Genomic DNA, 25,410 nt, shown 5'->3' on the forward strand with positions numbered 1-25,410 from the left:
GATCATAAAGTCCTATAAAAGAAATTCTAAATTGGGCTAATTGTATCCGAATACCGCTTGAGCTTCTATTGTCTTTTATCAAGCGAAGCGAGAAAGCGCCTCACGCCAAAGCGTTTCAATGAGTGGCTTAATTGAAATAAGTTGACGATGTGTACTCAAACTCTTCTAAGCGCTTAACATCCATAGGCATGCCCAACAAATAACCTTGTAATTGCTGACAGCCTAAACGCGACAAGATTTCCATTTGCAGGGGACTTTCTACACCTTCTGCTGTCACGACCAAACCCAAGCGAATCGCCAGATGAACAATACTTTCTAAGATCATTTCATCTTTTGAGCCAACGGTCAGTTCATGAATAAAGCCACGATCAATCTTCAACTCATCTACAGGAAGATTTTTTAAATATAAAAAACTGGAATGTCCTGTCCCAAAGTCATCAATCGCCAAACGAATTCCCATTTCACGTAACCGCTGTAAGGTACGAATGCTGCCTTCGATATGGTGCATGGCCGTACTTTCAGTGATTTCAATAATTAAATGATTTGGGTTGACTTTATACTTATCAAAAAGATGCTCAAGATTATTAAATAAATGCTTATGCTCAAACTGCACCGCCGATAAATTCACGGCAATTGGATAGAGTTCAATTTTCTCTCGTTCCCAAATTTGTAGTTGCTTACATGCTTGCTCCAGAGCCCAATATCCCATTTGGATGATCAACCCCGTTTTCTCTGCGCCTTTAATAAACATATTGGGGGTCAGCAAGCCTAAAGTCGGATGCTTCCAGCGAATCAACGCCTCGACTCCACAAATCCGTTGATCTTGGATGGTAAATTTAGGCTGGTAATACAAAACAAACTGTTGTTCTTCTACGGCTTTATATAAGTCATTGATTAGCTTAGTTTGGCTTTTCGCTTCTTGTTGGTCAAAACTGTAGTTAAAAATAGAATAGGTATTTCTTCCCTGATATTTTGAGGTCAGCATCGCTGCATCGGCATTAATCAGTAAATCCTGCAAATTACTACCATGTTCAGGATACATCGCAATACCAATACTCGCAGACACATTAATTTCTTTACCCGCAATCAAAAAGCTATCTTGAATCAACTCCAGCACGTGCTCCGCCATTTGGCACGCTTGCTCAGGCGTCGCCTGTTCCAGCACCATCAGAAACTCGTCCCCACCAATTCTGAGAATTTTTTCATTTTTACTTAAGTGGCGATGAATCCGAGTGGTTAGTTGAACCAATAATTGATCCCCAACATGATGCCCAAAGACATCATTTACGGCTTTAAAACGGTCTAAGTCGATATATAAAAAGGCAATGCTTTCATTGCGGAAGCGTTGATCTGTAAACAAAAAATGGGCATATTCCGCCAAATACAATCGATTGGGCAGCTTGGTTAAATTATCCTGTACCGCCTGATTTGCCAACTCTTTATTGGCCAGAGAAAGTTGAATATTGCGCTCTTCTAAACGCTGCTCCAACACCGCAACAACAAATGCCGCCACCAAAATCAAACAGGTAATAAAGATAACAACAAATAAAACAATGCTTTGACCTGCTTCAAGGGGCATCACCAGCTTGTCACTATGGGTTGGATAGAACGAGACTGCTAGCATACCGGTATAATGCATACTCACGATGGTCAAGGCCATCATCCCTGCAACATACCATTGGTACAACAGTTTCTTACTGACTGCACTTTTATATTTAAAGATCAGCCAAAAGGTTAAACCCGAGCCACTAATGGCAAGTAAAATAGAAAAAACTGTTAATAAAGGATCGTAAACACTCTGATAGCCCTCAATAATCAGCCCCATCATGCCAGTATAATGCATGCCCGAAATACCAAGCCCCATCAATACCGACCCCAAAACCAATCTTAAAAAAGGTAAGGTCTGACGCGTGGTCAACCAAATTGAAAAAACAGATGCAATAAAAGCAATAAAAAAAGAAAGAATTGTCAGTGCAGGGTCAAAATAACTATGCGTCGGCAAATCACAAGCCAACATACCCACAAAATGCATGGCCCAAATGGCACAGCCTAAGAAAAAACTACTGAGTAAAATGAGCACTGTTTGAAATTTTTTACGCCAAGTACGAAATAATAAGCGTTCGGTCGACACTGCAAAAAAACACGCCAACAATGCCACAACAATTGAACCTAATACCAAACTAAAATCGTAATGCACATGCATCATATAAAATGTCCGTATTAATTTCTCTTTTTCTTCATTTATATCCTTTTTATCAAAGGCGAAAAGCATTGCTACCCGATTAAGAATCTTATACAAACAGGTTCAGGTCAAGAAAAAAACATAGAAATCTTATTAGAATTTATAGATTTATTTTACCTTGAAGATCGGTTTGGTAACCCGCCAAACCCGCATTTGTGTTTTGAATCACAATTTAAATAAAAAGCCAGTCGAAACTGGCTTTTTAATACATTGCGTCAGAGATTAAACTATTTTGCAGTGCCTTTTTGCAACTTGGCATAATCTAATAAGACATTTGCAGATTCAGTCACAAATGCTTCCTCTTCAGGCAATGCAGGACGCTGATTCGCTTTCATTTTAGCGCGTGCTTCAACCAAAGCTTCCATAGAAGCTTGATAGCTTTCCCAGTTTGCATAAGGCTTTTGCCCTGCAATCTGACGGCGCTTGTTTTCCGAGTCTAAAGTCTGTTTTTCCAGTGCCAACAATTCAGCTTTACGTTGATCAATATCTAAAACCACACGTTTTTGATCTTCGGTCTTTTTCGAGATGTCTTTACGCTGTTCAAGATAGTTAAACTGCGGGTCGACTTTAACACGTGCTTGCGACAGCTCACCTAAACGTTTTACATACGGTGCAATACTGCCTTCACGTTTAAATGGTGCGGTTGGAATAGTGTCCCACTCAAGCGCATTTTTCGCTTTACGCTCACCAAACTCTTCATTGTAAATGTCTACCAATTTCACGTCTGGAATTACGCCTTTGTTTTGCGTACTGCCACCCGTTACACGGTAAAACTTACGTTGCGTTAGTGTCGCTTGACCATGCGCCAAGTTATCGAGCTGAACTTGTGCCGTTCCTTTACCTGTGGTGGTGCTACCAATCACAATGCCACGTTCATAGTCTTGAATCGCAGCAGAATAAATTTCACTTGCAGACGCAGATGCTAAATTCACCATCACTGCCAGCGGACCCGCATAGGTTTGCGCACCATTGTCATCGTCTTCGAAAACGCTCACATTGCCGTTACCATCTCGAATTTGCACCACAGGACCTGACTTAATCACCTGTCCAAGCATACGCGCCACTTCTTCAAGTGATCCCCCTGGGTTATTACGTAAGTCGATAATAATCCCTGATACATTCTTGGCCGCTAAAGTTTTCAGCGCATTGTTGGTATCTTCAGATACAGAACGATATTCTGTGCCCGCACGACGTGCACGATAGTTCAAATAAAAAGACGGAATTTCAATCACACCAAAGGTGTATTGTTGTCCATCACGCGTTACATTCACGGTACGTGAACGTACCCCAGCATCTTCTTCTTGAATGACGTCACGGGTAATGGTCACATTACGCGCTTGGCTCATCGACGCACCCGAGCCGAGTAAACGTATGGTGACTTTGGTACCACGTTTACCACGGATTAAGCCCACAATTTCATTGCTCGGCCAACCGATGACATCCACCATTTTTTCACCATCTTGCGCTACACCAATGATGCGGTCGCCCGACTTCACCTGTCCAGACTTGCTTGCTGGACCACCTTCCACAATGGTTTCGATTTTGGTGTAGTCTTCATTGCCCCGTTCAGGTCGAATCGACACCCCAATCCCTTCAAGTTGCAAAGTCGTCTGACGATTCAATTCCATTGCATCGACAGGCGGGAAATAGTTACTGTGCGGATCATAGGTAAGCGTCATTGCATTGAGTGTTTTGTCTAACACATCATCGCTTTTCACTCGTGAAATACGTTCTAACTGGCGCGTATAACGCTTAGTTAAAGTCTGTACTGGGGTTAAATCTTCCGAGCTAGTGAGATCTTGTCCATTGGCCAATTCTGGGTTGGCTTTAAGCGCTTTTTGCTTCGCCAACTCTTCTTCTTTACTGATGGTCAAATTGATCAGCTGCGAAACCAACATTTTGTTCCAATGCTGACGCTGCGCCGCTTCATTGGCAAAATACGGTGCCTTTTCACGATCCGTTTCGATATAAACATTGGCTTGTTTTAAATTCTGCGGCTTTTTCAGCTCATCCAGCATATACGTATAAAACTGGGTCAAACGATCTCTATACTGTGCATGAATCGCATACGGTCCACTTAAGTCACCTGCTTTTAGAGCCGCACCTAAGTTTGAACCATATTTACGCTTATAACCGTCTACTTCAGAGGCAAGAAACAACGAATGATCTGGATCTAAACTGTCCAGATAGAAATCGAGAATACGCGCCGATGTTTTCGCATCTAAACGTTGATTGAGATAATGTTGACGGTCAACCAAGGTCGCCAGTTGACGAGACACCAAAGCCTGCTCCTGCGACGGAACAATAGCTTGTTTGGTTACAGCGGTAGTTTCAGTCGCTGCAATAGCTTCATTAATGGCATGAGTGAAAAAGAATCCACCCGTTGCAATTGCAACCGCACAAGCAATGGTTTGAAGTTTCATAAATAATTCTTAGTTCCTTGGTTTTTGACCAAAATTACAATGTCATTTTTCGACATGAATTGAGAATATTCAAAATCTTAAACAACTTAATCTGTTTATGTCGTGTAGTTTTATCATAATCTGTGCTGACAAAATGTAGCAAATCATTGCAAAATTCGGGTATTGTTTTCGACGACCTGTTTCGCTCACCTTTCAGAGCCAAAACAGTCACTGACCAAAAAATCAAATACGGACACCCAATATGATTGGCGCATTGATGCTCGACATCGCAGGCACAGAACTTACTCAAGAAGATATTGCACTATTACAAGCACCGCAAGTCGGTGGCATGATTTTATTTGGACGAAATATTGAGTCTCCTGCACAAGTTCGCGCCCTCACCGACCACATGCGCCGAATTCGTCCTGATATTTTGATTGCTGTCGATCAAGAAGGTGGACGTGTGCAACGCTTAAAACAGGGCTTTAGCCTACTTCCAGCAATGGGTAAGTTTGGCGAGCTATTCTTAAGCGAACCTGAAAAAGCCTTAAGCTTGGCAGAACAATCTGGCTGGTTGATGGCGACAGAAGTGCTTGCCGTCGGTATCGACTTTAGCTTTGCCCCTGTGCTCGATCTCAATGACATCAGTGATGTGATTGGTGACCGTGGCTTTGCCAAAAATATTCAAGACATCGTACCGCTGGCCAGTGCATTCCTAAAAGGGATGAAAGCCGCAGGCATGGCATCGACAGGCAAACATTTCCCCGGTCATGGTTCAGTCCAAGCAGACTCACATGTCGCAGCAGCCATCGACTCACGCACATATGATGAAATCTATGCCAAAGATATGCAGACTTTTATCAAACTGATGCCACAGTTGGATGCACTCATGCCTGCACATGTGATTTATAACCAAGTCGATCCAAACCCAGCAGGTTTTTCACCGTATTGGATTCAAACCGTTCTACGTCAACAACTGGGCTTTGATGGGGTCTTATTCTCAGATGATTTAAGCATGCAAGCTGCATGTGTTGCAGGCGGTGCAGATGCACGCATTCAAGCCGCACTCCATGCAGGCTGTGACATGGGGCTGGTGTGTAATGACCGAGCAGCTGCATGCGTGGCTTTGGAGGGGATTAGCCAACTGGCGCTACCAAACCAAGCTCGCTTAGAACGCATGCGTGGTCAGATTCCAAACGTCAACGTTCAATCGACGCTACATTTAGGTGAAGATTGGGCCAAAGTACGCGACCAAGTGGAACTGTTTAGATTAAGTTAAGCACTTCATCTTTGACCATTTCAACCACGATATTTCGGACAAAGGGACATCACAAGATGTCCTTTTTTCATTATGATAAACTCAAAATAAATCAACAGGCTTGCTCTGCATTGCCCAAACAACAACGCTAAAATAACAAAATATCAGGTACGGATACCATGACAGATGCTCTATCAGCTCATCGCCACATCTCTTTTACTGCACACTATACAGGCTATATTTGGTATAGCATGGGCATCTCACATCCTGTATTTGCCACCCGCAAAGGGAAGTTACTGGCCAAACTAGTGCATCCACTCGAAAGCTGGGCTGAGAAATATGTCGGTGGCAGTATGCGCACGACCTTAAAACAGCGTCATCAAATGATTGATGACCACCTCAGCGCGCTGATCCAACAGTACCCAAACTTACAAGTTTTAGAAATTGCCAGTGGTCTGTCCCCACGCGGCTGGAGCTTTCGCCAACAGTATCCTGAGATTGACTATCGTGAACTCGACTTACCGGACATGGCACAAATGAAAACTCAGGCCTTAAAACAGATCGATCAGACCAGCCCAGCAGTTCTCTCCGCCGACTTATTTAGTGCAGATTTTGCCCGTGCTTTTGAGGTGTTTGACCCAAACCGCCCTTTGGTGGTGGTGAGTGAAGGTTTGATCAACTACTTTAGCAAAGACATGCTCGCTCAACTGTTACAAGGCATTGTCCAATACGGACAGCAGTTTGATCAGTTATATTATCTGACTGACCTCTACCCTGAACCTGTGAAAAATAAGCTGGCTAATTTTATCTGGAGCAGTAGCAAGCTTTTAAAATGGATGTCTCGTAGCGCCTTTGGCTTTCACTTTGTCAGTCCGCCTGAAGCGGCTCAGTTTTTCAAACAAGCGGGCTTTCATACTGTGACCGTTCACCAACCCACTTTAGCCTTCAATAGTACTCAGGCCGATACTTCAAACTTAGATCAGCAGGACCACTTAGGCGACTTGGTCTGGTTGATACATAGCCAATGGCAAAAGCCCAATCAACCCGAGCAATAAACTTAGTCCCCATATAAAAACAGCGATGACACGCTGTTTTTATATTTTTAAAGTTCAATTAACTCACGGCTTCAAGCAACGTCTGTTCTTGTTTCTGACGCCCCACAAAGCGAAGCAGTCGCTCCGCGAGTTCAAAACTACCATGTTTAAATAAGGCACGAATATACGGTCCATCTTCCGCAAAAATTAAACATTCAATCTGAAACTCGCCTTCTTCATCGCTCAAGTGCAAAGCTAAATCACGCGGATATTCAGCCGCGATAGCAGCCAAGTCTGACTCAAAGCGTAAAAGCACCCCAAAGTAGTTCAAATCCACCACTTCTGTCTCAATCACCAAATCCGAATGTCGATAGCTTAAAAAAGTTTCAGGTTGTTGAACCTGAACCCGCTCCTCACCTCGGCGCTCCATATCCAGCATTTGTGCTCGACTAAAGGAGATAATCCCGTCTAAGTGCTGAATGGATTCATCCTTCAAAAACGTCGCAAACAGGTGCATGGTTTCTTTACGACGTTGTAGTTGTGGCACATGGTCTGCATTGGCAATTTGCGCATATTCCATGTCAGGACATTGCAACGCAAAGTTGGCATTTTCATGTGGCAAGGTAAAACTGTCATATTGGCCACAGGCCACCAAGACTTTGCACTGTGGAATCGGCACATCGGTGAGGCGAAGCAAACGATTGCAGTTGATTTCATAGCGCTCTTGTTCTGTTGCGGTAAACTCCGCCATCTGTCTAAAGAACAAACGTTTGGCTGTGGGTGACATTTTTGTTTTATCCATTTTGGCATGATTGACCAAATACAAAATCACGGCCTGACCAAACTCATCCATGCGTTGTTCACGCATTAAATGTAACGATTCCTCCAGCAACATCCGCCAGCTTTTACGGGTCTTTTGCATCACACCCATTAAAATCATACGGTCAATCAGCTCTGGCCGTTGATCGGCCAGACAAGATGCCACCACTGAGCCCAGTGACATGCCCATCACTGAAACTTTGTCTAATCCTTCAATGTCTAACCAAACACCGAGCATTTTCGCGAGATCACCCAGTTCTAACGTGCCCGCAGACAAGCCTGTATCGATATTACGAATTTGTTGATTGGCGCCCATTGAAGGCAGATCAATCAGGACAATCGGACCGGCATCGAGCAGTTGCTCAACACAGTATTTGTAGGAATTAAAGTTTTGAAACGCTCCACCAATAATCACGATAGGCGTGCGATGGAATGACTCTGGCCGAGCAATCGCCATGTATTCGACTTTCCAGCCCTCAATCCATGTGGTTCGTGCAGGTTCTTTAAAGCTGTTACGATGGTAAACATCGAAAAAACCTAAGCGTAAATTCGCGTCATTCAGCTCGGCATCCCTTTGAATCATAGAATTCATGTTCCTTCCCTCTACTCTTGCCTGTACTTTTTGTTTTGCAAGAAATGCACGATCACGCCTGTCAACGGCAACAGGGTGTTCAGTTTTGTAATAATTATGCAAGGACTTCATGTCCTAAAATTCATTCTATACAGAGCACTGTTTTACACGCAACAGATTGTATAACCGCTCATCATGTTTTAGATAAAAAACAATTTCAAAATATGTATAAGCCCGCCTATACGCTGGATTTTTCATGTAGAGACTATGCGGTCGAGTGTTAGGCTGTTACTATCTTCTGTGAAATTTCTAAGTGATCAACCCGCTATGCAAGAGTCGATTGAACAATATATGCAAACGGTAGGACAGCAAGCACGTCAAGCTTCTCGTATTTTGGCGCGTGCCTCTACCGAAACTAAAAACAACGCGTTGTCAGCTATTTATACTGCTTTAGTCAACAGTGAGCCCACTATTTTAGCGGCGAACCAAGCAGATATGAACAAAGCGCACAGCAACAACTTAGACAGTGCTTTACTTGATCGCTTAGAACTGTCTCCCGCACGCTTTAAAGGCATGTTGCAAGGCTTAAAAGATGTGATTGGCCTCAAAGATCCTGTTGGTGAAATCACCGATATGGCCTATCGTCCGTCAGGAATCCAGCTCGGTAAGATGCGCGTTCCTTTAGGCGTGGTTGGCATGATTTACGAGTCTCGCCCAAATGTGACCTTGGAAGCCGCGTCTTTAGCACTGAAGTCTGGTAATGCCATTATTTTACGTGGTGGTTCTGAAGCGCTCGAATCAAATAAAGCCATTGCTGAAGCCATTCAACGCGGTTTAAAACTGGCGGGTTTACCTGAACATGCGGTTCAAGTCATTAACACCGCAGACCGCGCAGCCGTGGGGCAACTGATTACACTCACTGAATTTGTCGATGTGATTGTTCCACGTGGAGGCAAAGGCCTGATTGAACGTATCAGCAATGAAGCCCGTGTCCCTGTGATTAAACACTTGGATGGGAACTGTCACGTTTATGTTGAAGCGCAAGCTGACCTACAAAAAGCCCTACCGATTGCGCTCAATGCAAAAACTCACCGTTACGGCGTGTGTAATGCAATGGAAACTTTGCTGGTCGATGAAAAAGTTGCAGATGAGTTTTTACCGCGTGTCGCTGAGCTCTACACTGAAAAACAAGTGGAGTTGCGCGGCTGTGCTGAAACTCAGCGCATTTTAGGTGCGACAGTCAAAACGGCGACAGAAGAAGATTGGTACACGGAATACCTCGGTCCAATTTTAGCAGTGAAAGTGGTGTCTGGTATGGAAGAAGCGATTGAGCATATCAACAAATATGGCTCACACCATACTGATTCGATCATTACAGAAAACTACTCTCTAGCTCGCGAGTTCTTGGCTGCTGTTGATTCGAGTTCTGTCATGATCAATGCCTCTACCCGTTTTGCCGATGGTTTTGAATATGGCTTAGGTGCAGAAATTGGCATCTCAACCGATAAAATCCATGCCCGTGGCCCAGTCGGCTTAGAGGGCCTGACTTCACAAAAATGGATTGTGTTTGGTGATGGTCAAATTCGCCAATAGCGCGTCCAACTCATTTTAAAGCATGATGCTCAGCCCTCTTAAGAGGGCTGAGCATTTTTTATATCTAAACATTCTCTGCCTCTGCGAATCCTTAAAATCTAGAGGAAATCATGCTTTTTTTGATGGTCACATTGATTGTGCATGTGATTATGTGTGGGTCTAAAATGAAATATCAAAAATAAACAGGAACGCCACAATATATTCAGCTCTTTTCAGCAGATAGCGTGTTATTTTTAAAGGGTTAAAGCTGATGAATAATTCAGCATCATTTCATGAGTAAATGAAAATCATGAACCGATAAATTTTAATTATTATTCATCAGACGGTCGATAGTGCTTAAGTCTAATCACCTAAAGTCTATCTTGGACTAAAAATATACACATGATACAACATAAAAAATGATCAAGATTGCATAAGAACGTACTGCATGAAGATCAGTTCTAGGACGGATAATTCAATTAGAATCAGGTATTAAAACGTGTCTACATCAGTATTAGTAATTAACTGCGGATCTTCATCAATCAAATATGCGCTCGTTTCTGAACGTCGTGAAGATCGTATTTTCGGTTTAGCTGAGAACTTAGGTTCTGCTGACGCTCGTATCAAAGGCATTACTGCGGGTGGTCAACCCCTTGAATTGTCTATTCCACATGCCGATCATGAAAAAGCATTGGAAACCATCTTAGAACGCCTTTCACATTATAACCCTCAAGCCATTGGTCACCGCGTAGTACACGGCGGTACATTGACCAAAGCTGAGCTTTTAACAGAAGAAATTGTCGAACGCATTCGTGCAGCAACACCACTTGCTCCATTACACAACCCTGCACACTTGGTTGGGATTGATGCCACGATGCGTTTATTCCCAGAACTACCACAAGTGGCGGTATTTGATACAGCATTCCACCAAACCATGCCTGCACATGCTTATCGCTATGCTGTGCCAAAATTTTTATACACTGAACACAATGTCCGTCGCTATGGCTTCCACGGTACAAGCCATGCTTATGTGTCTGAACGCGGTTCAGAACTGGCAGGTAGCTTCAAACAAGGGGGCTGGTTAACTGCACACTTGGGTAATGGTAGCTCTACTTGTGCAATTTGGAATGGACAAAGTGTCGACACCTCAATGGGCTTAACTCCACTTGAAGGTGTCGTGATGGGCACACGCAGTGGTGATGTCGATCCAAGCTTACATAGTTTCCTTGCCAACAACCTAGGCTGGGACATTTATAAAATTGATAAAATGTTGAATAGCCAATCGGGCTTACTCGGCCTGTCTGATCTATCAAATGACATGCGTACTTTGATTGAAGCCTCTGAACAAGGCAATGAAGATGCGACTTTAGCCATTGAAGTGTTCTGCTATCGCCTCGCAAAATCATTGGCCGCACTGAGCTGTGGTCTACCACGTCTTGATGGCTTGTTCTTCACGGGTGGTATTGGTGAGAACTCGGCATATATTCGTGAAAAAACAGTCGCTTTCCTACCGCACTTTGGTTTTAACTTGAGTAAAGAAGCCAATGACAGTTTAAAACGCGGTACCGAAGGTCGTATTGATACAGGTACAGGCCCGCAAATTTGGGTTGTGCCGACCGATGAAGAAGGCCGTATTGCCAAAGAAACTGCATCCGTGGCCGATGAGGTGATTCAAACTGCTGCAAAAAAGTCTGAAGACAATGTAGCGATCGCTTAAGCGGTCGTTACATTCACTCAAGTCTGTTTTAATTTCTTGTATGACGAATAAATATATGAAAACGATTTTACTTGTGCCCACAGGGGAAGGCGTCGGCTTAACATCCGCTTGTCTGGGTTTGGTTTATGCGCTGGAATGCCAAGGTGTTAAGGCTGGATTTTTAAAACCTTTTTCTCAAGAACTGACCACAGGTGCAGACCGTACCACAGCGCTTTATCACCATGTTTCAAAAAATGAAACCGTTGAACCAATTAGCTATCACACCATTTTGCAACAACTCAGTGCAGGTGAAAATGATGAGTTGCTTGAAGATGCGGTGCGTTTGCACCGCGCTATTGCGCGTAAGCATGACCTGATTATTGTTGAAGGCCTAGTCCCGAATAGCCGAGATTCTTTTGCTTCTGAACTAAATGCACAACTTGCGCAAGCACTCGATGCCAAAGTTATTATTGTCAGTAATGCAGACATTAATAAACCAAGCGCGACGGCTGAAAAAGTCGATAGCCAGCTACGCTATTTTGGCGGTGCCAGTTCTGAGCGAACTGCGGGTGTGTTATTGATGCGCACCAAAGGCTTGCCCGATGACTCAGCACACATTCCAGTGACGTTTGACCCTAGTCTGCGTTTAATCAGCGATACTAATAAATTTATTATTGAACTCCAAAAGACCCATCCAAAGCTCGGATCAGACAAACTCCCTGTAATCGGCTTGGTTCCATTTAGCAACACGCTCAGCGTACCACGCATGTCGGACTTGGCTTCACACATTCAGGCGGAATGGATCAATCAAGGCGATGCTAACCAACGTCGTGTGTTACATAGCAGTTTGATTGCATCGAACATTGAGCATGAACTACATAAGTTTGTCGCAGGTGAGCTGATCATTAGTGCATCAGATCGTATCGATGTGCTTTTAGCATCTAGCTTAGCCAGCAGTAACGGTATTCCATTGGCAGGTTTGGTACTGACTGAGCACCATACGCCAAACGAGCAAGTGCTTGCGTTCTGCCAAACAGCAATTAAGCAAGGCTTACCAATTTTACATACAACGCTCAGCACGTTCGACACGGCGCAGAGCTTAGCCAATCTCAGCAATGAAATTCCTGTCGATGATACTGAACGCGCTGAACAAGTCACTCGTTTTGTGTCGAGCCATATCAATGAAGAATGGCTAAAGGTAATGTTGAATGGCTCGTACCAACCTCGTCTCTCACCTTCGGCTTTCCGCCATGAATTGGTCCAAAAGTCGATTGCTGCGAAGAAGCGCATTGTTCTACCTGAAGGCGATGAGCCACGTACAGTTCAAGCGGCGGCTATTTGCCAATCTCGTGGCATTGCACACTGTATCTTATTGGCAAAACCTGAAGCTGTCGTAGAAGTAGCAAAAGCACGTGGTATTGAGCTTCCACATGACTTAGAAATTATCGATCCAGATTTAATTCGTGAAAACTATGTCGAAAAAATGGTGGAATTGCGTAAAGGCAAACTGAACGAGCTGCAAGCACGTGAACAACTGCAAGATACTGTCGTTCTAGGCACCATGATGTTAGCGCTCGATCAAGTCGACGGTTTGGTTTCAGGTGCAATACACACCACAGCCAATACTGTACGCCCAGCCTTCCAACTGATTAAAACAGCGCCTGAGTATTCACTGGTCTCTTCCGTGTTCTTTATGCTGTTACCCGATGAAGTCTATGTTTATGGCGACTGTGCGATTAACCCAGACCCAAATGCCGAAGAGCTCGCTGAAATTGCGATTCAATCGGCTGACTCGGCAAAGGCCTTCGGTTTAGACCCACGTATTGCAATGATTTCATACTCTACGGGTACCTCTGGTGCTGGAGCTGAAGTTGAAAAAGTCGCTGAGGCAACACGTATAGCGAAAGAACGCCGTCCTGATCTGTTGATTGATGGCCCACTTCAGTACGATGCAGCATCGGTTGAAAGTGTCGGACGCTCGAAAGCACCTGATTCTAAAGTTGCAGGTCGTGCCAATGTGTTTATCTTCCCTGACTTAAACACAGGAAACACGACTTATAAGGCCGTACAACGCTCTGCTAATGTGGTAAGCGTCGGCCCAATGTTGCAAGGTTTGAACAAACCTGTAAATGATTTGTCTCGTGGGGCTTTGGTGGATGACATCGTGTTTACGATTGCACTCACTGCAATTCAAGCAGAACAGCAAACAACAGCATAAAGTAATTTAAGCAGATCAAAACCATCCAACGGAAAAGTTGGGTGGTTTTTTATTCTATAGCGCTCAACGGTATGACCGAAGCTTAACTTCTATATATTTACGAACATAGCCCAAACACAGATAAAACAGTAAGACTTTACTTTTCAGATACTTAAACAATATACTCAAGAGATATAATTAAATTCTAAATCATTGGTCTCATAATGAATAAAAAATGGCTTCCAATTCTAATAGTGACAATATTTTCACTGACAGCATGTAATGAATCTAAGAAGCACCAAACACCGTCAGACTCAACCACAGCATATAAAAACTTAAGTACAGCCAATCCAGCTGACATTAAAGCGGATCTTGATACCCTAGATCAGATTTCGAATAAAAACTCTCAAGCCATTTTGAACGCACAAGATGCACTTAAAGCGGCTCGTCAAAATAAAGAAGTCGATACCATCCCCGCCCTGCTAGAACAACTGAAAACCCATTCTCTTGCGTTTAATACCGCACTAGATGCAACAAACTTCAAAAGCCAAGAGGCTGCTGCGTTACGTGAGAAATTTAAGCAAGTCCATCTTCTAGGAGTTGAGCTCGCACAAGAAAATACTAAAAACCCACCACAGATGGATCGTATCACTGGATTAGAAGCAAAAATTAGCGTCATACAACAAAGCTCTATCAGTGAAATGAGAGCCTTACAACGTATGGTATATCCTCAACTCAATACTGGGACATTAGACAACACACGACAACAACCAAAACCAAATACCGAATCCCACGTCGCGGCTCGCACTGCACCGCAGACCACCTCACATCTAAGTCAAGATAATGCTGCAGACATTAAATATGACCTCATCGTTCTTGGAGCTGCATCTCAAACCGCCAAACAAAAGGCTCAAAATTCTTTTATGGGCATGCAGCATGCGATAGACAGTGGTAATAGGAATGCGCTTATGACGGCTGTTAAACAAACCACTACGCGAATTCATGACCTGAATCAAAAATACGATGCTGTGACACTCAAAAGTGCTGAAGTAACGGCGGCTCGTGAAAAGTTGAAAGAAGAAAATAATCTTCAAATTGAAATGGGTAATATCATCCTATCTGCCTCACCAGATCGACAGAGGTTTGCTGAGCTGAATAAGAAATGGGAAAATGCTCAAAAAATGGTTGAGATTGAGATGGAAGCGCTTCGGATTAAAGCCAATACAGCGTCATGATGAATTCATGCAGATTTGGTTAACGCTATTTTTAGTGGAAAAACTCCCTGACAGCTCTAGATACGACTATGTCCAGTATAGCCAATGATCACAGCGGTAACGCTGTATACGTTTATTTAGCCGAAGCTCTATTCTTTTAAATTGCTATAATGACCTACCTAGTTGATAAAATTGAAAAATGATATTAATAGAAAAAGTAGTCCCAGTTATATTTCGAAATATCAATCAGAAAACAGAAATATTAGTGTTTAAGCATCCTATTGCAGGCATTCAAATCGTAAAAGGTACAGTTGAGACGAATGAAGAACTAGAAGAGGCAGCTTTGCGAGAGCTTTATGAAGAATCGGGGATTTCTTCTGCACACATTCACTCATATGTGGGTTTACATCATCCATCTGAGCAAGGTCCTAACTGGCATGTATTTATATGCCATAGCACAGAAACTTTAAAAGAGCGCTGGACACATTTTTGCAATGATGATGGCGGGCTAGAGTTTAATTTCTTTTGGCACCCTCTTTTTGAGTCACCAACCGCAGATTGGCATCCATTATTCCAAGAATTACTAGCGTTTATAAAATCAAAATATTGAGCCGCAGCTTAGGGAAGATTTTGGTTCACTAAAACTAACAGCTTATAGATTTAAAAGCCCAAAGCTCATGTCTGAGCTTTATAAACTGTAGTGTCTTTAGATCTTCATCACTCAGCTTCGCTTCAACATTTGACTCAGTCTAAACTTAGGCGTTTGAGTAAAGAAAATTGCATTACCACATAAAATCAAAATCACCCCAATCACCGCATTCATATGCCATTGATAGCCTTCCCAGATGGTCGAAATCACCAAAGCCACCAAAGGAAATAACAAAGTACTATAAGCTGCCTTACCCGCACCAATCCGTCCAACCAAATAGAAGTAGGCGGTAAAGCCAATCACTGAACCAAAAATAGCCAAATACAATAAAGCACTCACCGCACTGAATTCCATAGCGGGGAAAAACTCGTCTTGTTTAAATCCAGCAATCAATGCCATCAGAATTGAACCGTACAACATGCCATAAGCATTGGTTGTAAAAATATCCAGACCTTGTTTTTGATGACGCGCACTGATCATATTGCCCAGTGAAAACCCATAGGTTCCTAACACACAAAGGCCAATCCCCATCAGCGTATGATTATTTAAGGTACTCCCTATCACATCATGCCAAAACAAGGCGATGATCCCCAATCCACCCAATAAAGCCGCAGGATAAAAACGGGTAGAAACCTGTTGTCCAAAGAACAGTTTAGCGTTGAGGGTATTAAAAATGACCGCCATCGAAAAAATAACAGCCTCCAAACCGCTGCTGATATATTGAACCGCATAATAGAAACAAACAAAGTTAAAACCAAAAATACAGTATGCTTGTAACATACAAAACAGATGATCTTTTACAGCCAGCTTTTGCAGTTTTCGGCACAACACAACAAAAGCAAACAACACCAGAGCCGAAATAAAAAAGCGCCAAAATACGGCTACATTGGGCGATATTCCACTTTGTTGTTGCAAACTAATCGCAATCCATGTCGTCCCCCAAATTACAACCACCAAAGCATATAACAGCGCATTCATACTCTTTCAACCAAACTCAAACCACTCACGCTATTGTGCTTGGTTTAGGTCTCTCATTTCTTGCACCTTCTTGTTGTCACTATCATGAACTTGTGGTTTTTACTGATTTTCCGCTATAGATGACAAAATGAAATCAAAGTCCTACACTAGATCTTCCATTTGGCACTGCGTATAGATGATGAAATATCAGATTCTAGATCAATTACAACAACATAAAGCTCAACTACTCGACTCGGTCGAATTGGGTTCAGGCATGCAGTTGGCCATGTGGCAAAACAATCAAGACCGTGTCAGTGTTTGTAGTAACCACCATACCCTTAGTATGTACATTCAAGGTGGATATCACAGTTATCAAAAGACAGCTCAAGGTTGGCATAATGGCGGTGGGCCAGATCATATGTGCTTGATGCCACAGAATTTTGAGTCGACATGGGATCTGCGCGACCCACTGACTTTTGTGCATCTGTACTATACTGAAAAACACTTGCAATGCGTCGCCGAACAGGTCTGGGATCGTGAACCGAGCCAAATTATTTTAAATCCGCAAAGTTTCGTGGCCGACCCACAGATTGCCATGATCTATCGACATTTTTTACTCAATGGGGCTTGGCAAAACCGTGAAAATCACTTGCAGATGAGTACGGCCACAACGCTTCTGCTCAACCATTTGATTAAAAATTATAGCCATACCGAATGGCAAGTCCCTGAAGTTAAAGGTGGGCTGTCCCCATATAGCCTGAAGCAGTTATTAGAATGGATTGATCAGCATATTCAGCAAAGCTTGACCCTGTCGGATTTGGCCGAGCAAACTCAGCTCAGTGAATATCATTTTGCCCATATGTTTAAGCAATCCATGCACATGCCACCGCACCAATATGTGATGCAACGTCGACTTGAACTGGCACACCAAGCTCTACAGCGGACGACTGCTAATATGACAGACATTTCGGAAAAGTATGGATTTAGCTCCAGCAGCCATTTTAGTCATCGCTTTAAAAAGCACTTCGGCTACTCTCCATCCCAAATGCGGAAAAGTGAGAAAAATTAGATCGGATAAACTCACATTCAGCTTATTTATCTAACATCAAAATAAAGCTCATCATTAAACTCGACATTAAAAAACCGAAAAAAGCACTCATCAAATAAGCTTTCCGACGCTCTTGAGCAGATTGGCTCAGGACTTGATGGCGCATTTCCATATGTTGCTTTTCTTCAAAAATCGTCATCTCGACATCGTTTTTAGGCGGAACTTTTTTCAAAAGCAAAGGCGACATTGCAAGCATCATGCAGTAAAAATTAAATTTAAATATATCTTCGACAATGACATTGCCTGCATGCTTTTGAGCCATTAAATAAAACAGGAAAATAGACCACAAGAAAAAGCATCCGATAAATAGCAAGGCTGAAGTCGAGGAATAGTATTTCATTGTATTTTTTTTAAGATTTGAAACTGGAATCTTAAGACGTTAAACAATTTTTAGCTAGTTGAAGATTTGAAGATTTGAAGATTTGAAGATTTGAAGATTTGAAGATTTGAAGATTTGAAGATTTGAAGATTTGAAGATTTGAAGATTTGAAGATTTGAAGATTTGAAGATTTGAAGATTTGAAGATTTGAAGATTTGAAGATTTGAAGATTTGAAGATTTGAAGATTTGAAGATTTGAAGAAAGCTTAAAACAAAAAAAGAAGATAAAGCTTAAGCCTGATCTTCTTTTTGACCGTACATCCAAGTCGCTGCGATATATACACAAAAGCCCGCAGCCATCACTAAACCTGTCAACATGCTCGATGTCCTATTGTTTGATGAATGCATTATGCGAAAGTTTTATGACAACTTTATGACAGTGTTGTCATATTTCAATATTATTATTTTTACATTATATTCAATGCCTTAAGTAATAAATCATATTCATAATCCAAATTTAGACATGAAATATTTCATTAAATTTAGATATTTTTGTCATATTTACCACCGTTTATAACCTCATTTTCTCATCAATTTTGTTCAACTATTAAACTTTCGCCCAAAGGCTTCGCAAAACATCCACAACCTCGGCATTTTGTCTTATAATTTAGCCCGCTAGCTATCAGCCCGCTCAAGAGATATTTGTATGACCACTATTATCAAGCAAGATGATTTGATCACATCGGTCAAAGACGCGCTTCAGTTCATTTCTTATTATCACCCACAAGACTTCATCCAAGCGATGAGCCGTGCGTATGATCGTGAAGAGAACAAAGCTGCGAAGGATGCGATCGCACAAATCTTAATTAACTCGCGTATGTGCGCAGAGGGTCACCGCCCAATCTGTCAAGATACAGGTATCGTCAACGTATTCGTTGAAGTGGGCATGGATGTTAAATTTGATTTAACTATGAGCTTAGACGATGCAATCAACGAAGGCGTACGTCAAGGTTACCTAGAAAACTCAAACGTGCTGCGCGCATCAGTTCTGGCTGATCCTGCATTTGGTCGTAAAAACACCAAAGACAACACCCCTGCTGTGATCTATCACAAACTTGTTCCAGGCAACAAAGTGGATATTACCGTTGCGGCAAAAGGTGGCGGTTCAGAAAACAAATCTAAACTGGCTATGCTCAACCCATCAGACTCAATCGTGGATTGGGTACTTAAAACTGTTCCAACCATGGGTGCAGGCTGGTGTCCACCAGGTATGTTGGGTATTGGTATTGGTGGTACTGCTGAAAAAGCCATGATGCTTGCAAAAGAATCGCTCATGGAAGAAATCAACATGGATGAATTACTTCGTCGTGGTCCTGAAAATAAAATCGAAGAACTTCGTATGGAAATCTTCGAAAAAGTAAACGCACTGGGGATTGGCGCGCAAGGCCTAGGCGGCTTAACCACAGTTCTAGACATTAAAATTAAAGATTACCCATGTCACGCTGCTGGCAAACCAGTGGGCATGATTCCAAACTGTGCAGCGACTCGTCACGCACACTTCCAACTTGATGGTACAGGTGTTGCGCACATTCAAGCACCTAAACTTGAAGACTATCCATCAGTCACTTGGGATTCATCAACCTCTAAGCGCGTTGACCTCGACACCATTACCCAAGAAGAAATGAACGCTTGGCAACCAGGCGACACTTTGCTTCTAAACGGTACAATTTATACAGGTCGTGATGCTGCACACAAACGCATGGTCGACATGCTGAACAATGGTGAAGAGCTTCCTGTCGACTTAAAAGGTAAATTCATTTACTACGTTGGCCCTGTAGATCCAGTCGGTGATGAAGTGGTTGGTCCTGCTGGCCCAACAACAGCAACACGTATGGACAAGTTCACACGTCAAGTACTTGAAGCAACCGGTATGTTCGGCATGATCGGTAAAGCGGACCGTGGCCCTGCAGCTGTTGAAGCAATTAAAGACAACAAAGCAACTTACTTGATGGCAGTGGGCGGCGCAGCTTACCTTGTGTCTAAAGCAATTCGTGAAGCTGAAGTGGTTGCTTTTGCTGACTTAGGTATGGAAGCGATTTACAAATTTGTAGTAAAAGACATGCCTGTATCGGTAGCAGTTGATGTGAATGGTACGTCTATTCACGCAACAGCACCAAAAATCTGGCAAGCCAAAATTGGTAAAATTCCAGTAGTCGATGCTGCAGCGGGCTAAAACTTAAGTTTTACTTTTTTGGATACCCTTAACATGCTAAGGTCATGTTAAGGGTATTTTTTTTACCTACTTTTATAGACTTAATCAAAAGATATAGACCAACAATGAAAAAATTAAATCACATCCTTTGCGGTATTACCTTATGTGTCCTTACCACAGCGTCTTTTGCCAAACCCGCGACCGAAGCATCGGTAGAAAAGGCGCTCAAACTAGGTGATATTAAAGGCACTTTAGCGCAGTCTCAGCAAGAAATGCGCCCCGTCTATGACCAGCAAGCCGAAGAAATTATTAAGAATATTTTTAAAACATCAACACTCAATACTGAACAGCAAGAAGCAGCCAAACAAATCGCTGAAATCACAGCATCATTTAGCAGTAAATTGATTTCAGATCCAAAATTTATGCAAATGCTTAAAAATGTCTATATGCAGACCTTTACCGAAGAGGAAGTGTTGGCCAACATTCAGTTCCTCGAAACCCCTCTAGGCCAGTCTATCAATAAAAAAAGCAGCAAAATGATGAGTGAAATCATGCGTAATAGCATCGCCATGTCTGCTGAAATGATGCAAGATCCAGCTATTCAGCTGGAAATGAATCGTCAAATTGAAAAGACCCTGACACCATTATTTGAACAAGCCAAAAAAGCACAATAGCTCACTTACCAAGTTAAAGGATTCCACAGCTTAAAGGGCTTCATCAGCTGAACATCTTCACTTGGGTCATATTTGGCAGGTTTAAGTTTTTGCGCTTTCTTTCGTAACTCACCCGTGTGTTGATCTTCCGCGACAAAGTTGTAGCTGTTGGACTTTAACTGGGTAAATGCAATTTCTTGAATCGCAATTTTTTCAGGTATGACCGCCAAAGGCCCCGAAACATCACGACGTGTGGACAAGTTCTCTTCATCATACTTGATGAAATAAGACTGCCCCGCTTCTACGCTAAAATCGATATATTTCGGCTTTTGAAAATGGTTAATGCCCAAAGGCCGACTACTGGATAAACGATAAGTCCCAGCGGGCAATTCGACCCAATAGTAATGATTGTTCAGCAGGCTTGGAATGCGTTCTTTATTGATAAATAAACTCGACGCAACAATTTCTTGTCGGTTCCATTTTGAGTCTGGACGATACAGATAAACCATCGCCGCTTGTTCATGCTGGGGTTGGACACGCTGAAATCGCTGTCCTAATTTTTGATTGACCCATCCACCTACGCTAAACACCCCAATGCGATACTGCTCAATCATGCCTGGGTCGTGTTCAAAATCAACTTCATGACTGAGGGTTGATGTTAATTCAGGTTGTTCAACTGTCGCTTTTCCATGACAACCCAATAAAATTAAACTGCTTAAAAGCGTAATCGTCATTGCACGCATGACTATTCCTCACGACGTATTTTTATTTTGATACTGAATTTTTAGTTTTAATCTAGGCATCCCAGCCTATTGATGCAGAGTAGCATTCCCTCTTTTTTTTGAATATAAAAAAACGTGTGAAAACACTCGATTTTCACACGTTTCAGATGAATAACAACTTAAGCGGACTTTGAATTAATCACTTTTAAATCAACTTTAGCTGCATCTTTCTGTTCGATTCTTGGTAAACGCTCTGGCTTAAATAATGGTGCAGCCGTGCCGTTAATCACGTCTTCATTCACCACAACCGTACCAACATCGGTACGACTTGGTAAATCGTACATGGTTTCAAGCAGCGTATTTTCCAAAATAGAACGTAAGCCACGTGCACCCGTGTTACGATCCAAAGCTTTTTTCGCCACAGCGCGTAGTGCTGAGTCTTCAAAAACCAGATCAACGTTTTCCATATCAAACAAATGTTGATATTGACGGGTCAATGCATTCTTCGGTTCAGTCAGAATTTGCATCAAAGCTTCTTCGTCTAACTCTTCCAAAGTCGCAATTACAGGTAAACGACCAATAAACTCTGGAATCAGACCAAATTTCACCAAATCGGTCGCTTCAACTTGACGGAACAAATCAGACAATTTCTTGCCTTCATCTTTCTTCTTCACTTCAGCCGTGAAGCCGATTCCACCTTTTTCTTGGCGCTGTTGTACGATTTTCTCAAGACCTGAGAATGCCCCACCACAGATGAACAAGATATTTGAAGTATCAATTTGAATGAATTCTTGCTGCGGATGCTTACGACCACCTTGAGGTGGAATAGAGGCAACCGTACCTTCGATCATTTTCAGTAACGCTTGCTGTACACCTTCACCCGACACATCACGCGTGATCGATGGGTTTTCAGACTTACGGGTAATCTTGTCGATTTCGTCGATATAGATAATACCTTTTTGCGCTTTTTCTACATCATAGTCTGCTTTTTGTAGAAGCTTTTGTACAATGTTTTCAACATCTTCACCGACATAGCCTGCTTCGGTAAGTGTCGTGGCATCAGCCATAGCAAAAGGAACATCGAGAAGACGGGCCATCGTTTGCGCAAGCAAGGTTTTACCCGAACCCGTTGGTCCTACTAATAAGATATTACTTTTCGCAATTTCAACAGCATCGTCGTGTTTATGTCCACCATGTGTCGCTTTAAGACGTTTATAGTGGTTATAGACAGCAACTGACAAGGTTTTCTTTGCCACATCTTGACCAATGACATATTGATCTAGTGCCGCACGAATTTCGTGAGGTTTAGGCAAGGGTTTTGCAGCCCAGTCACCCGACTCAACTTGTTGACTGGTTTGCACCAAGTCTAAGCATACGTCCACACATTCATTACAGATGTACGCGTCCTCGCCTGCAATCAGTTTCCCAACTTCAGACTGCGTTTTACCGCAAAATGAACAATGCTTTTGTCCTTGAGGATGTTCGGACATATTCACTCCAATTCTAAACTTTTAAAACTTATGGACGTTTAGATAACACTTCGTCCACGAGACCATATTCTTTTGCAGCTTGCGCTGTCATAAAGTTATCACGGTCAGTATCACGTGCCACAGTTTCATAGTCTTGACCACTGTGCTCTGCCATTAAACGGTTTAAACGTTCTTTAATGAACAGAATTTCACGTGCATGAATTTCAATATCAGATGCCTGACCACGGAAACCGCCTAACGGTTGGTGGATCATGACACGTGCATTTTCAAGGCAATAACGTTTACCTTTCGCACCTGCATTCAGCAAGAAAGCACCCATTGATGCTGCTTGCCCCATACAATAGGTCACAACATCTGGTTTAATAAATTGCATGGTATCGTAAATCGCCATACCCGCAGTCACCGAACCACCTGGTGAGTTAATGTAAAGATGAATATCTTTATCTGGATTTTCCGCTTCTAAAAACAACATTTGCGCGACAATCAAATTCGCCATGTTATCTTCAACTTCACCAGTCATAAAAATGACGCGTTCACGCAAAAGACGTGAATAAATGTCAAATGAACGTTCACCGCGAGATGACTGTTCTACAACCATTGGAACTAAGGCATTATCGATAGTTGGAATATACATACGTTTACTTATTCCTAAATTTTTTGTTACTCAACTCATAGTCACAATATGAGGGATAATTGCTGAAAATGCAAAATATTCCCAAGTAAATAACAGATATTTTTTGCATAAGCTTTGTGAACGCAAGGCCTTTTACAAACCCAGATCACAATAAAAAAGGCGCTCAAAGCGCCTTTTTTACTTTAGCTAAACTTAGCCTTGTTGACGAGCTTGTTGCTCTTTCAATAAGTCTTCGTAGCTTACAGCAGTATCTGTTACTTTAGCAGACGCTAAGATGTGATCAACCACTTGGTCTTCTAACACAACAGCTTCGATTTGCGAACGTTGTTGTTTGTCATTTTTGAAGTATTCGATCACTTCAGCTGGATCTTCATAAGAAGAAGCCATGTCTTCGATGTAAGCATCAACACGTGCTTGATCTACTTCAATTTTAGCATCAGCTAAAACTTTGCTTACCAGTACGCCTAATTTTACAGATTTTTCAGCTTGTTCTTTGAACAATTCATCTGGAAGCATGCTTGAGTCAAATGCTTTCGCACCTTGAGCACCAAATTGCTGAGTGAACTGTTGGATCATTTGTTGACGTTGACGGTCAACTTCTTGAGCAACCATAGACGCAGGAAGTTCAACTTCGTTTGCAGCTACAAGTGCATCAAAAGCTGCACCTTTCACTTGATTACGCAAACCATTTTTCACTTCACGTTCCATGTTTTTACGAACGTCAGCTTTTAACTTCTCAATGCCTTCTTCTTCAGTTAGACCAAAGATTTTAAGGAATTCAGCATCAACTTCTGGAAGTTTTTGTTTTTCAACAAGCTTCACAGTAATTTTGAATTGAGCTGATTTACCAGCAAGGTTTTCAGCTTGGTAGTCTTCAGGGAAAGTTACATCGATAACTTTCTCTTCGCCTTTCTTCATACCAACGATGCCGTCTTCGAAGCCAGGAATCATACGACCTGAACCTAAAACAAGTTTAAAGTCTTCTGCAGAACCGCCTTCAAACTTCTCACCGTCTACTGCACCTTCAAAGTCGAAAGTTACTTGCATGTCTTTTTTAGCCATGCCTTTCGTTTCAGCCCAAGAAGCACGTTGCTTCTGAAGGTTTTCGATCATTTGATCAACATCTTTGTCGTTTACTTCAGATGCTTTACGTTCAACTTCTAAACCATCAAATTTCACGTTAACTTCTGGATAAACTTCAACAGTCGCTTCGTATACAAGCGCGTCGTCTTTTAATTCAGATTTTTCAATGTTTGGCATACCAACAGCATTGATTTTTTCTTGTTGGATCGCTTCAAATACTGTGTCACGAATAATGTCGCTTACGACTTCTTGGTAGATACCCGCGCCATATTCACGACGAACAACATTTACTGGCACTTTACCTGGACGGAAGCCGTTGATCTTCACAGTTTTAGCAGTGCGTTTTAAGCGAGCTTCGAACTGCTCGTTAACACGGCTCGTCGGTACAGATACATTTAAACGACGGGTAACACCCGAAACCGCTTCAGAAGTTACTTGCATGGCTTCCTCAATCTTTTGGTAAGAACAATTTTAAAAAGTGCCACATTATATGACAACATTGAACGATATACAAAACACCCGATTGAAACCACATATTTTTTTCTTCATTTATCGTTTTTTATTTTGAATATTTTTAA

At 42.3% G+C, this 25,410-nt stretch carries 19 protein-coding genes; 10 read left to right on the forward strand and 9 right to left on the reverse strand.

Going from position 1 to position 25,410, the window contains the following annotated elements; genetic code table 11:
• Nucleotides 1–127: 127 nt before the first annotated feature.
• Nucleotides 128–2,206, reverse strand: a complete 2,079-nt coding sequence (locus tag ACSC9N_RS14560; protein ID WP_010325907.1) for a bifunctional diguanylate cyclase/phosphodiesterase — start codon at nt 2,204–2,206, stop codon at nt 128–130.
• A gap of 263 nt (nt 2,207–2,469) precedes the next feature.
• Nucleotides 2,470–4,665, reverse strand: a complete 2,196-nt coding sequence (locus tag ACSC9N_RS14565; RefSeq protein ID WP_010325906.1) for a carboxy terminal-processing peptidase — start codon at nt 4,663–4,665, stop codon at nt 2,470–2,472.
• A 241-nt stretch (nt 4,666–4,906) separates the two neighbouring features.
• Here ACSC9N_RS14565 and nagZ point away from each other — a divergent pair, with 241 nt between their 5' ends.
• Together nagZ and ACSC9N_RS14575 are read left to right on the forward strand one after the other, a co-directional pair.
• Entirely contained in the window at nt 4,907–5,923 is a 1,017-nt protein-coding gene (gene nagZ, locus ACSC9N_RS14570) for a beta-N-acetylhexosaminidase (RefSeq protein WP_010325905.1), read from the forward strand.
• A 158-nt stretch (nt 5,924–6,081) separates the two neighbouring features.
• Entirely contained in the window at nt 6,082–6,957 is an 876-nt protein-coding gene (locus tag ACSC9N_RS14575) for a class I SAM-dependent methyltransferase (RefSeq protein ID WP_010325904.1), read from the forward strand.
• A gap of 58 nt (nt 6,958–7,015) precedes the next feature.
• On the opposite strand, the gene ACSC9N_RS14580 is transcribed toward ACSC9N_RS14575, so the two are convergent.
• Nucleotides 7,016–8,347: an alpha/beta fold hydrolase gene (locus ACSC9N_RS14580; RefSeq protein ID WP_010325903.1), complete on the reverse strand. Its 1,332-nt coding sequence runs from the start codon at nt 8,345–8,347 to the stop codon at nt 7,016–7,018.
• A 306-nt stretch (nt 8,348–8,653) separates the two neighbouring features.
• On the opposite strand from ACSC9N_RS14580, the gene ACSC9N_RS14585 reads away from it, so the two are divergent.
• The 5 genes from ACSC9N_RS14585 to ACSC9N_RS14605 all read left to right on the forward strand — a co-directional run bounded on the left by ACSC9N_RS14585 (nt 8,654) and on the right by ACSC9N_RS14605 (nt 15,615).
• The gene (locus tag ACSC9N_RS14585; RefSeq protein ID WP_004979082.1) at nt 8,654–9,919 is read left to right on the forward strand and encodes a glutamate-5-semialdehyde dehydrogenase; all 1,266 of its coding nucleotides are present in this window, start codon (nt 8,654–8,656) and stop codon (nt 9,917–9,919) included.
• A 478-nt stretch (nt 9,920–10,397) separates the two neighbouring features.
• On the forward strand, nt 10,398–11,615 hold the full coding sequence (locus ACSC9N_RS14590; RefSeq protein WP_004979078.1) for an acetate/propionate family kinase: 1,218 nt from the start codon (nt 10,398–10,400) through the stop codon (nt 11,613–11,615).
• 55 nt (nt 11,616–11,670) lie between these two features.
• Nucleotides 11,671–13,812, forward strand: a complete 2,142-nt coding sequence (gene pta / locus ACSC9N_RS14595; protein ID WP_010325902.1) for a phosphate acetyltransferase — start codon at nt 11,671–11,673, stop codon at nt 13,810–13,812.
• A 203-nt stretch (nt 13,813–14,015) separates the two neighbouring features.
• A complete protein-coding gene (locus tag ACSC9N_RS14600) occupies nt 14,016–15,026 on the forward strand; it encodes a hypothetical protein (protein ID WP_010325901.1) in 1,011 nt (336 codons plus the stop codon).
• A gap of 178 nt (nt 15,027–15,204) precedes the next feature.
• The gene (locus tag ACSC9N_RS14605; RefSeq protein ID WP_029574941.1) at nt 15,205–15,615 is read left to right on the forward strand and encodes an NUDIX hydrolase; all 411 of its coding nucleotides are present in this window, start codon (nt 15,205–15,207) and stop codon (nt 15,613–15,615) included.
• A 111-nt stretch (nt 15,616–15,726) separates the two neighbouring features.
• On the opposite strand, the gene ACSC9N_RS14610 is transcribed toward ACSC9N_RS14605, so the two are convergent.
• A complete protein-coding gene (locus ACSC9N_RS14610; RefSeq protein WP_010325899.1) occupies nt 15,727–16,632 on the reverse strand; it encodes a DMT family transporter in 906 nt (301 codons plus the stop codon).
• 178 nt (nt 16,633–16,810) lie between these two features.
• Between ACSC9N_RS14610 and ACSC9N_RS14615 the strand changes: the two genes are divergently transcribed.
• A complete protein-coding gene (locus tag ACSC9N_RS14615) occupies nt 16,811–17,680 on the forward strand; it encodes a helix-turn-helix transcriptional regulator (protein ID WP_029574940.1) in 870 nt (289 codons plus the stop codon).
• 22 nt (nt 17,681–17,702) lie between these two features.
• Here the strand turns inward: ACSC9N_RS14615 and ACSC9N_RS14620 are convergent, their stop codons facing one another.
• Nucleotides 17,703–18,008, reverse strand: coding sequence for a hypothetical protein (locus tag ACSC9N_RS14620; RefSeq protein ID WP_228127592.1), 306 nt, complete (start codon nt 18,006–18,008; stop codon nt 17,703–17,705).
• 736 nt (nt 18,009–18,744) lie between these two features.
• On the opposite strand from ACSC9N_RS14620, the gene ACSC9N_RS14625 reads away from it, so the two are divergent.
• Entirely contained in the window at nt 18,745–20,271 is a 1,527-nt protein-coding gene (locus ACSC9N_RS14625) for a fumarate hydratase (protein WP_004692421.1), read from the forward strand.
• A 104-nt stretch (nt 20,272–20,375) separates the two neighbouring features.
• Nucleotides 20,376–20,924, forward strand: a complete 549-nt coding sequence (locus tag ACSC9N_RS14630) for a DUF2059 domain-containing protein (RefSeq protein WP_010325896.1) — start codon at nt 20,376–20,378, stop codon at nt 20,922–20,924.
• 5 nt (nt 20,925–20,929) lie between these two features.
• On the opposite strand, the gene ACSC9N_RS14635 is transcribed toward ACSC9N_RS14630, so the two are convergent.
• The 4 genes from ACSC9N_RS14635 to tig form a co-directional block, all read right to left on the reverse strand.
• Nucleotides 20,930–21,646 (reverse strand): DUF2846 domain-containing protein, encoded by a 717-nt coding sequence (locus tag ACSC9N_RS14635; protein WP_010325895.1) that lies wholly within the window; start codon nt 21,644–21,646, stop codon nt 20,930–20,932.
• 158 nt (nt 21,647–21,804) lie between these two features.
• Nucleotides 21,805–23,115 carry an ATP-dependent protease ATP-binding subunit ClpX gene (clpX, locus tag ACSC9N_RS14640; RefSeq protein ID WP_010325894.1) on the reverse strand — a complete coding sequence of 437 codons (1,311 nt, stop codon included), beginning with the start codon at nt 23,113–23,115 and terminating at the stop codon, nt 21,805–21,807.
• A 28-nt stretch (nt 23,116–23,143) separates the two neighbouring features.
• The gene (clpP, locus tag ACSC9N_RS14645) at nt 23,144–23,749 is read right to left on the reverse strand and encodes an ATP-dependent Clp endopeptidase proteolytic subunit ClpP (RefSeq protein WP_004692427.1); all 606 of its coding nucleotides are present in this window, start codon (nt 23,747–23,749) and stop codon (nt 23,144–23,146) included.
• Between the two features lie 192 nt (nt 23,750–23,941).
• Complete coding sequence (gene tig / locus ACSC9N_RS14650) at nt 23,942–25,273, reverse strand: trigger factor (protein WP_010325893.1); 1,332 nt, start codon at nt 25,271–25,273, stop codon at nt 23,942–23,944.
• Nucleotides 25,274–25,410 lie beyond the last annotated feature (137 nt).

Source organism: Acinetobacter sp. PC34 (genome assembly GCF_051789135.1).
GTDB classification, from domain to species: Bacteria; Pseudomonadota; Gammaproteobacteria; order Pseudomonadales; family Moraxellaceae; genus Acinetobacter; species Acinetobacter johnsonii.

Excerpts from the sequence above, each read along its gene's own strand:
- ACSC9N_RS14560 (WP_010325907.1), bottom strand. The coding sequence starts at position 2,206 with ATGATGCATGTGCATTACGATTTTAGTTTGGTATTAGGTTCAATTGTT.
- ACSC9N_RS14605 (WP_029574941.1), top strand. The coding sequence starts at position 15,205 with ATGATATTAATAGAAAAAGTAGTCCCAGTTATATTTCGAAATATCAAT.
- ACSC9N_RS14600 (WP_010325901.1), top strand. The coding sequence starts at position 14,016 with ATGAATAAAAAATGGCTTCCAATTCTAATAGTGACAATATTTTCACTG.
- ACSC9N_RS14635 (WP_010325895.1), bottom strand. The coding sequence starts at position 21,646 with ATGCGTGCAATGACGATTACGCTTTTAAGCAGTTTAATTTTATTGGGT.
- clpX (WP_010325894.1), bottom strand. The coding sequence starts at position 23,115 with ATGTCCGAACATCCTCAAGGACAAAAGCATTGTTCATTTTGCGGTAAA.
- ACSC9N_RS14615 (WP_029574940.1), top strand. The coding sequence starts at position 16,811 with ATGAAATATCAGATTCTAGATCAATTACAACAACATAAAGCTCAACTA.
- ACSC9N_RS14610 (WP_010325899.1), bottom strand. The coding sequence starts at position 16,632 with ATGAATGCGCTGTTATATGCTTTGGTGGTTGTAATTTGGGGGACGACA.
- pta (WP_010325902.1), top strand. The coding sequence starts at position 11,671 with ATGAAAACGATTTTACTTGTGCCCACAGGGGAAGGCGTCGGCTTAACA.
- ACSC9N_RS14565 (WP_010325906.1), bottom strand. The coding sequence starts at position 4,665 with ATGAAACTTCAAACCATTGCTTGTGCGGTTGCAATTGCAACGGGTGGA.
- nagZ (WP_010325905.1), top strand. The coding sequence starts at position 4,907 with ATGATTGGCGCATTGATGCTCGACATCGCAGGCACAGAACTTACTCAA.
- ACSC9N_RS14625 (WP_004692421.1), top strand. The coding sequence starts at position 18,745 with ATGACCACTATTATCAAGCAAGATGATTTGATCACATCGGTCAAAGAC.
- ACSC9N_RS14630 (WP_010325896.1), top strand. The coding sequence starts at position 20,376 with ATGAAAAAATTAAATCACATCCTTTGCGGTATTACCTTATGTGTCCTT.
- ACSC9N_RS14580 (WP_010325903.1), bottom strand. The coding sequence starts at position 8,347 with ATGAATTCTATGATTCAAAGGGATGCCGAGCTGAATGACGCGAATTTA.
- clpP (WP_004692427.1), bottom strand. The coding sequence starts at position 23,749 with ATGTATATTCCAACTATCGATAATGCCTTAGTTCCAATGGTTGTAGAA.
- ACSC9N_RS14575 (WP_010325904.1), top strand. The coding sequence starts at position 6,082 with ATGACAGATGCTCTATCAGCTCATCGCCACATCTCTTTTACTGCACAC.
- tig (WP_010325893.1), bottom strand. The coding sequence starts at position 25,273 with ATGCAAGTAACTTCTGAAGCGGTTTCGGGTGTTACCCGTCGTTTAAAT.
- ACSC9N_RS14585 (WP_004979082.1), top strand. The coding sequence starts at position 8,654 with ATGCAAGAGTCGATTGAACAATATATGCAAACGGTAGGACAGCAAGCA.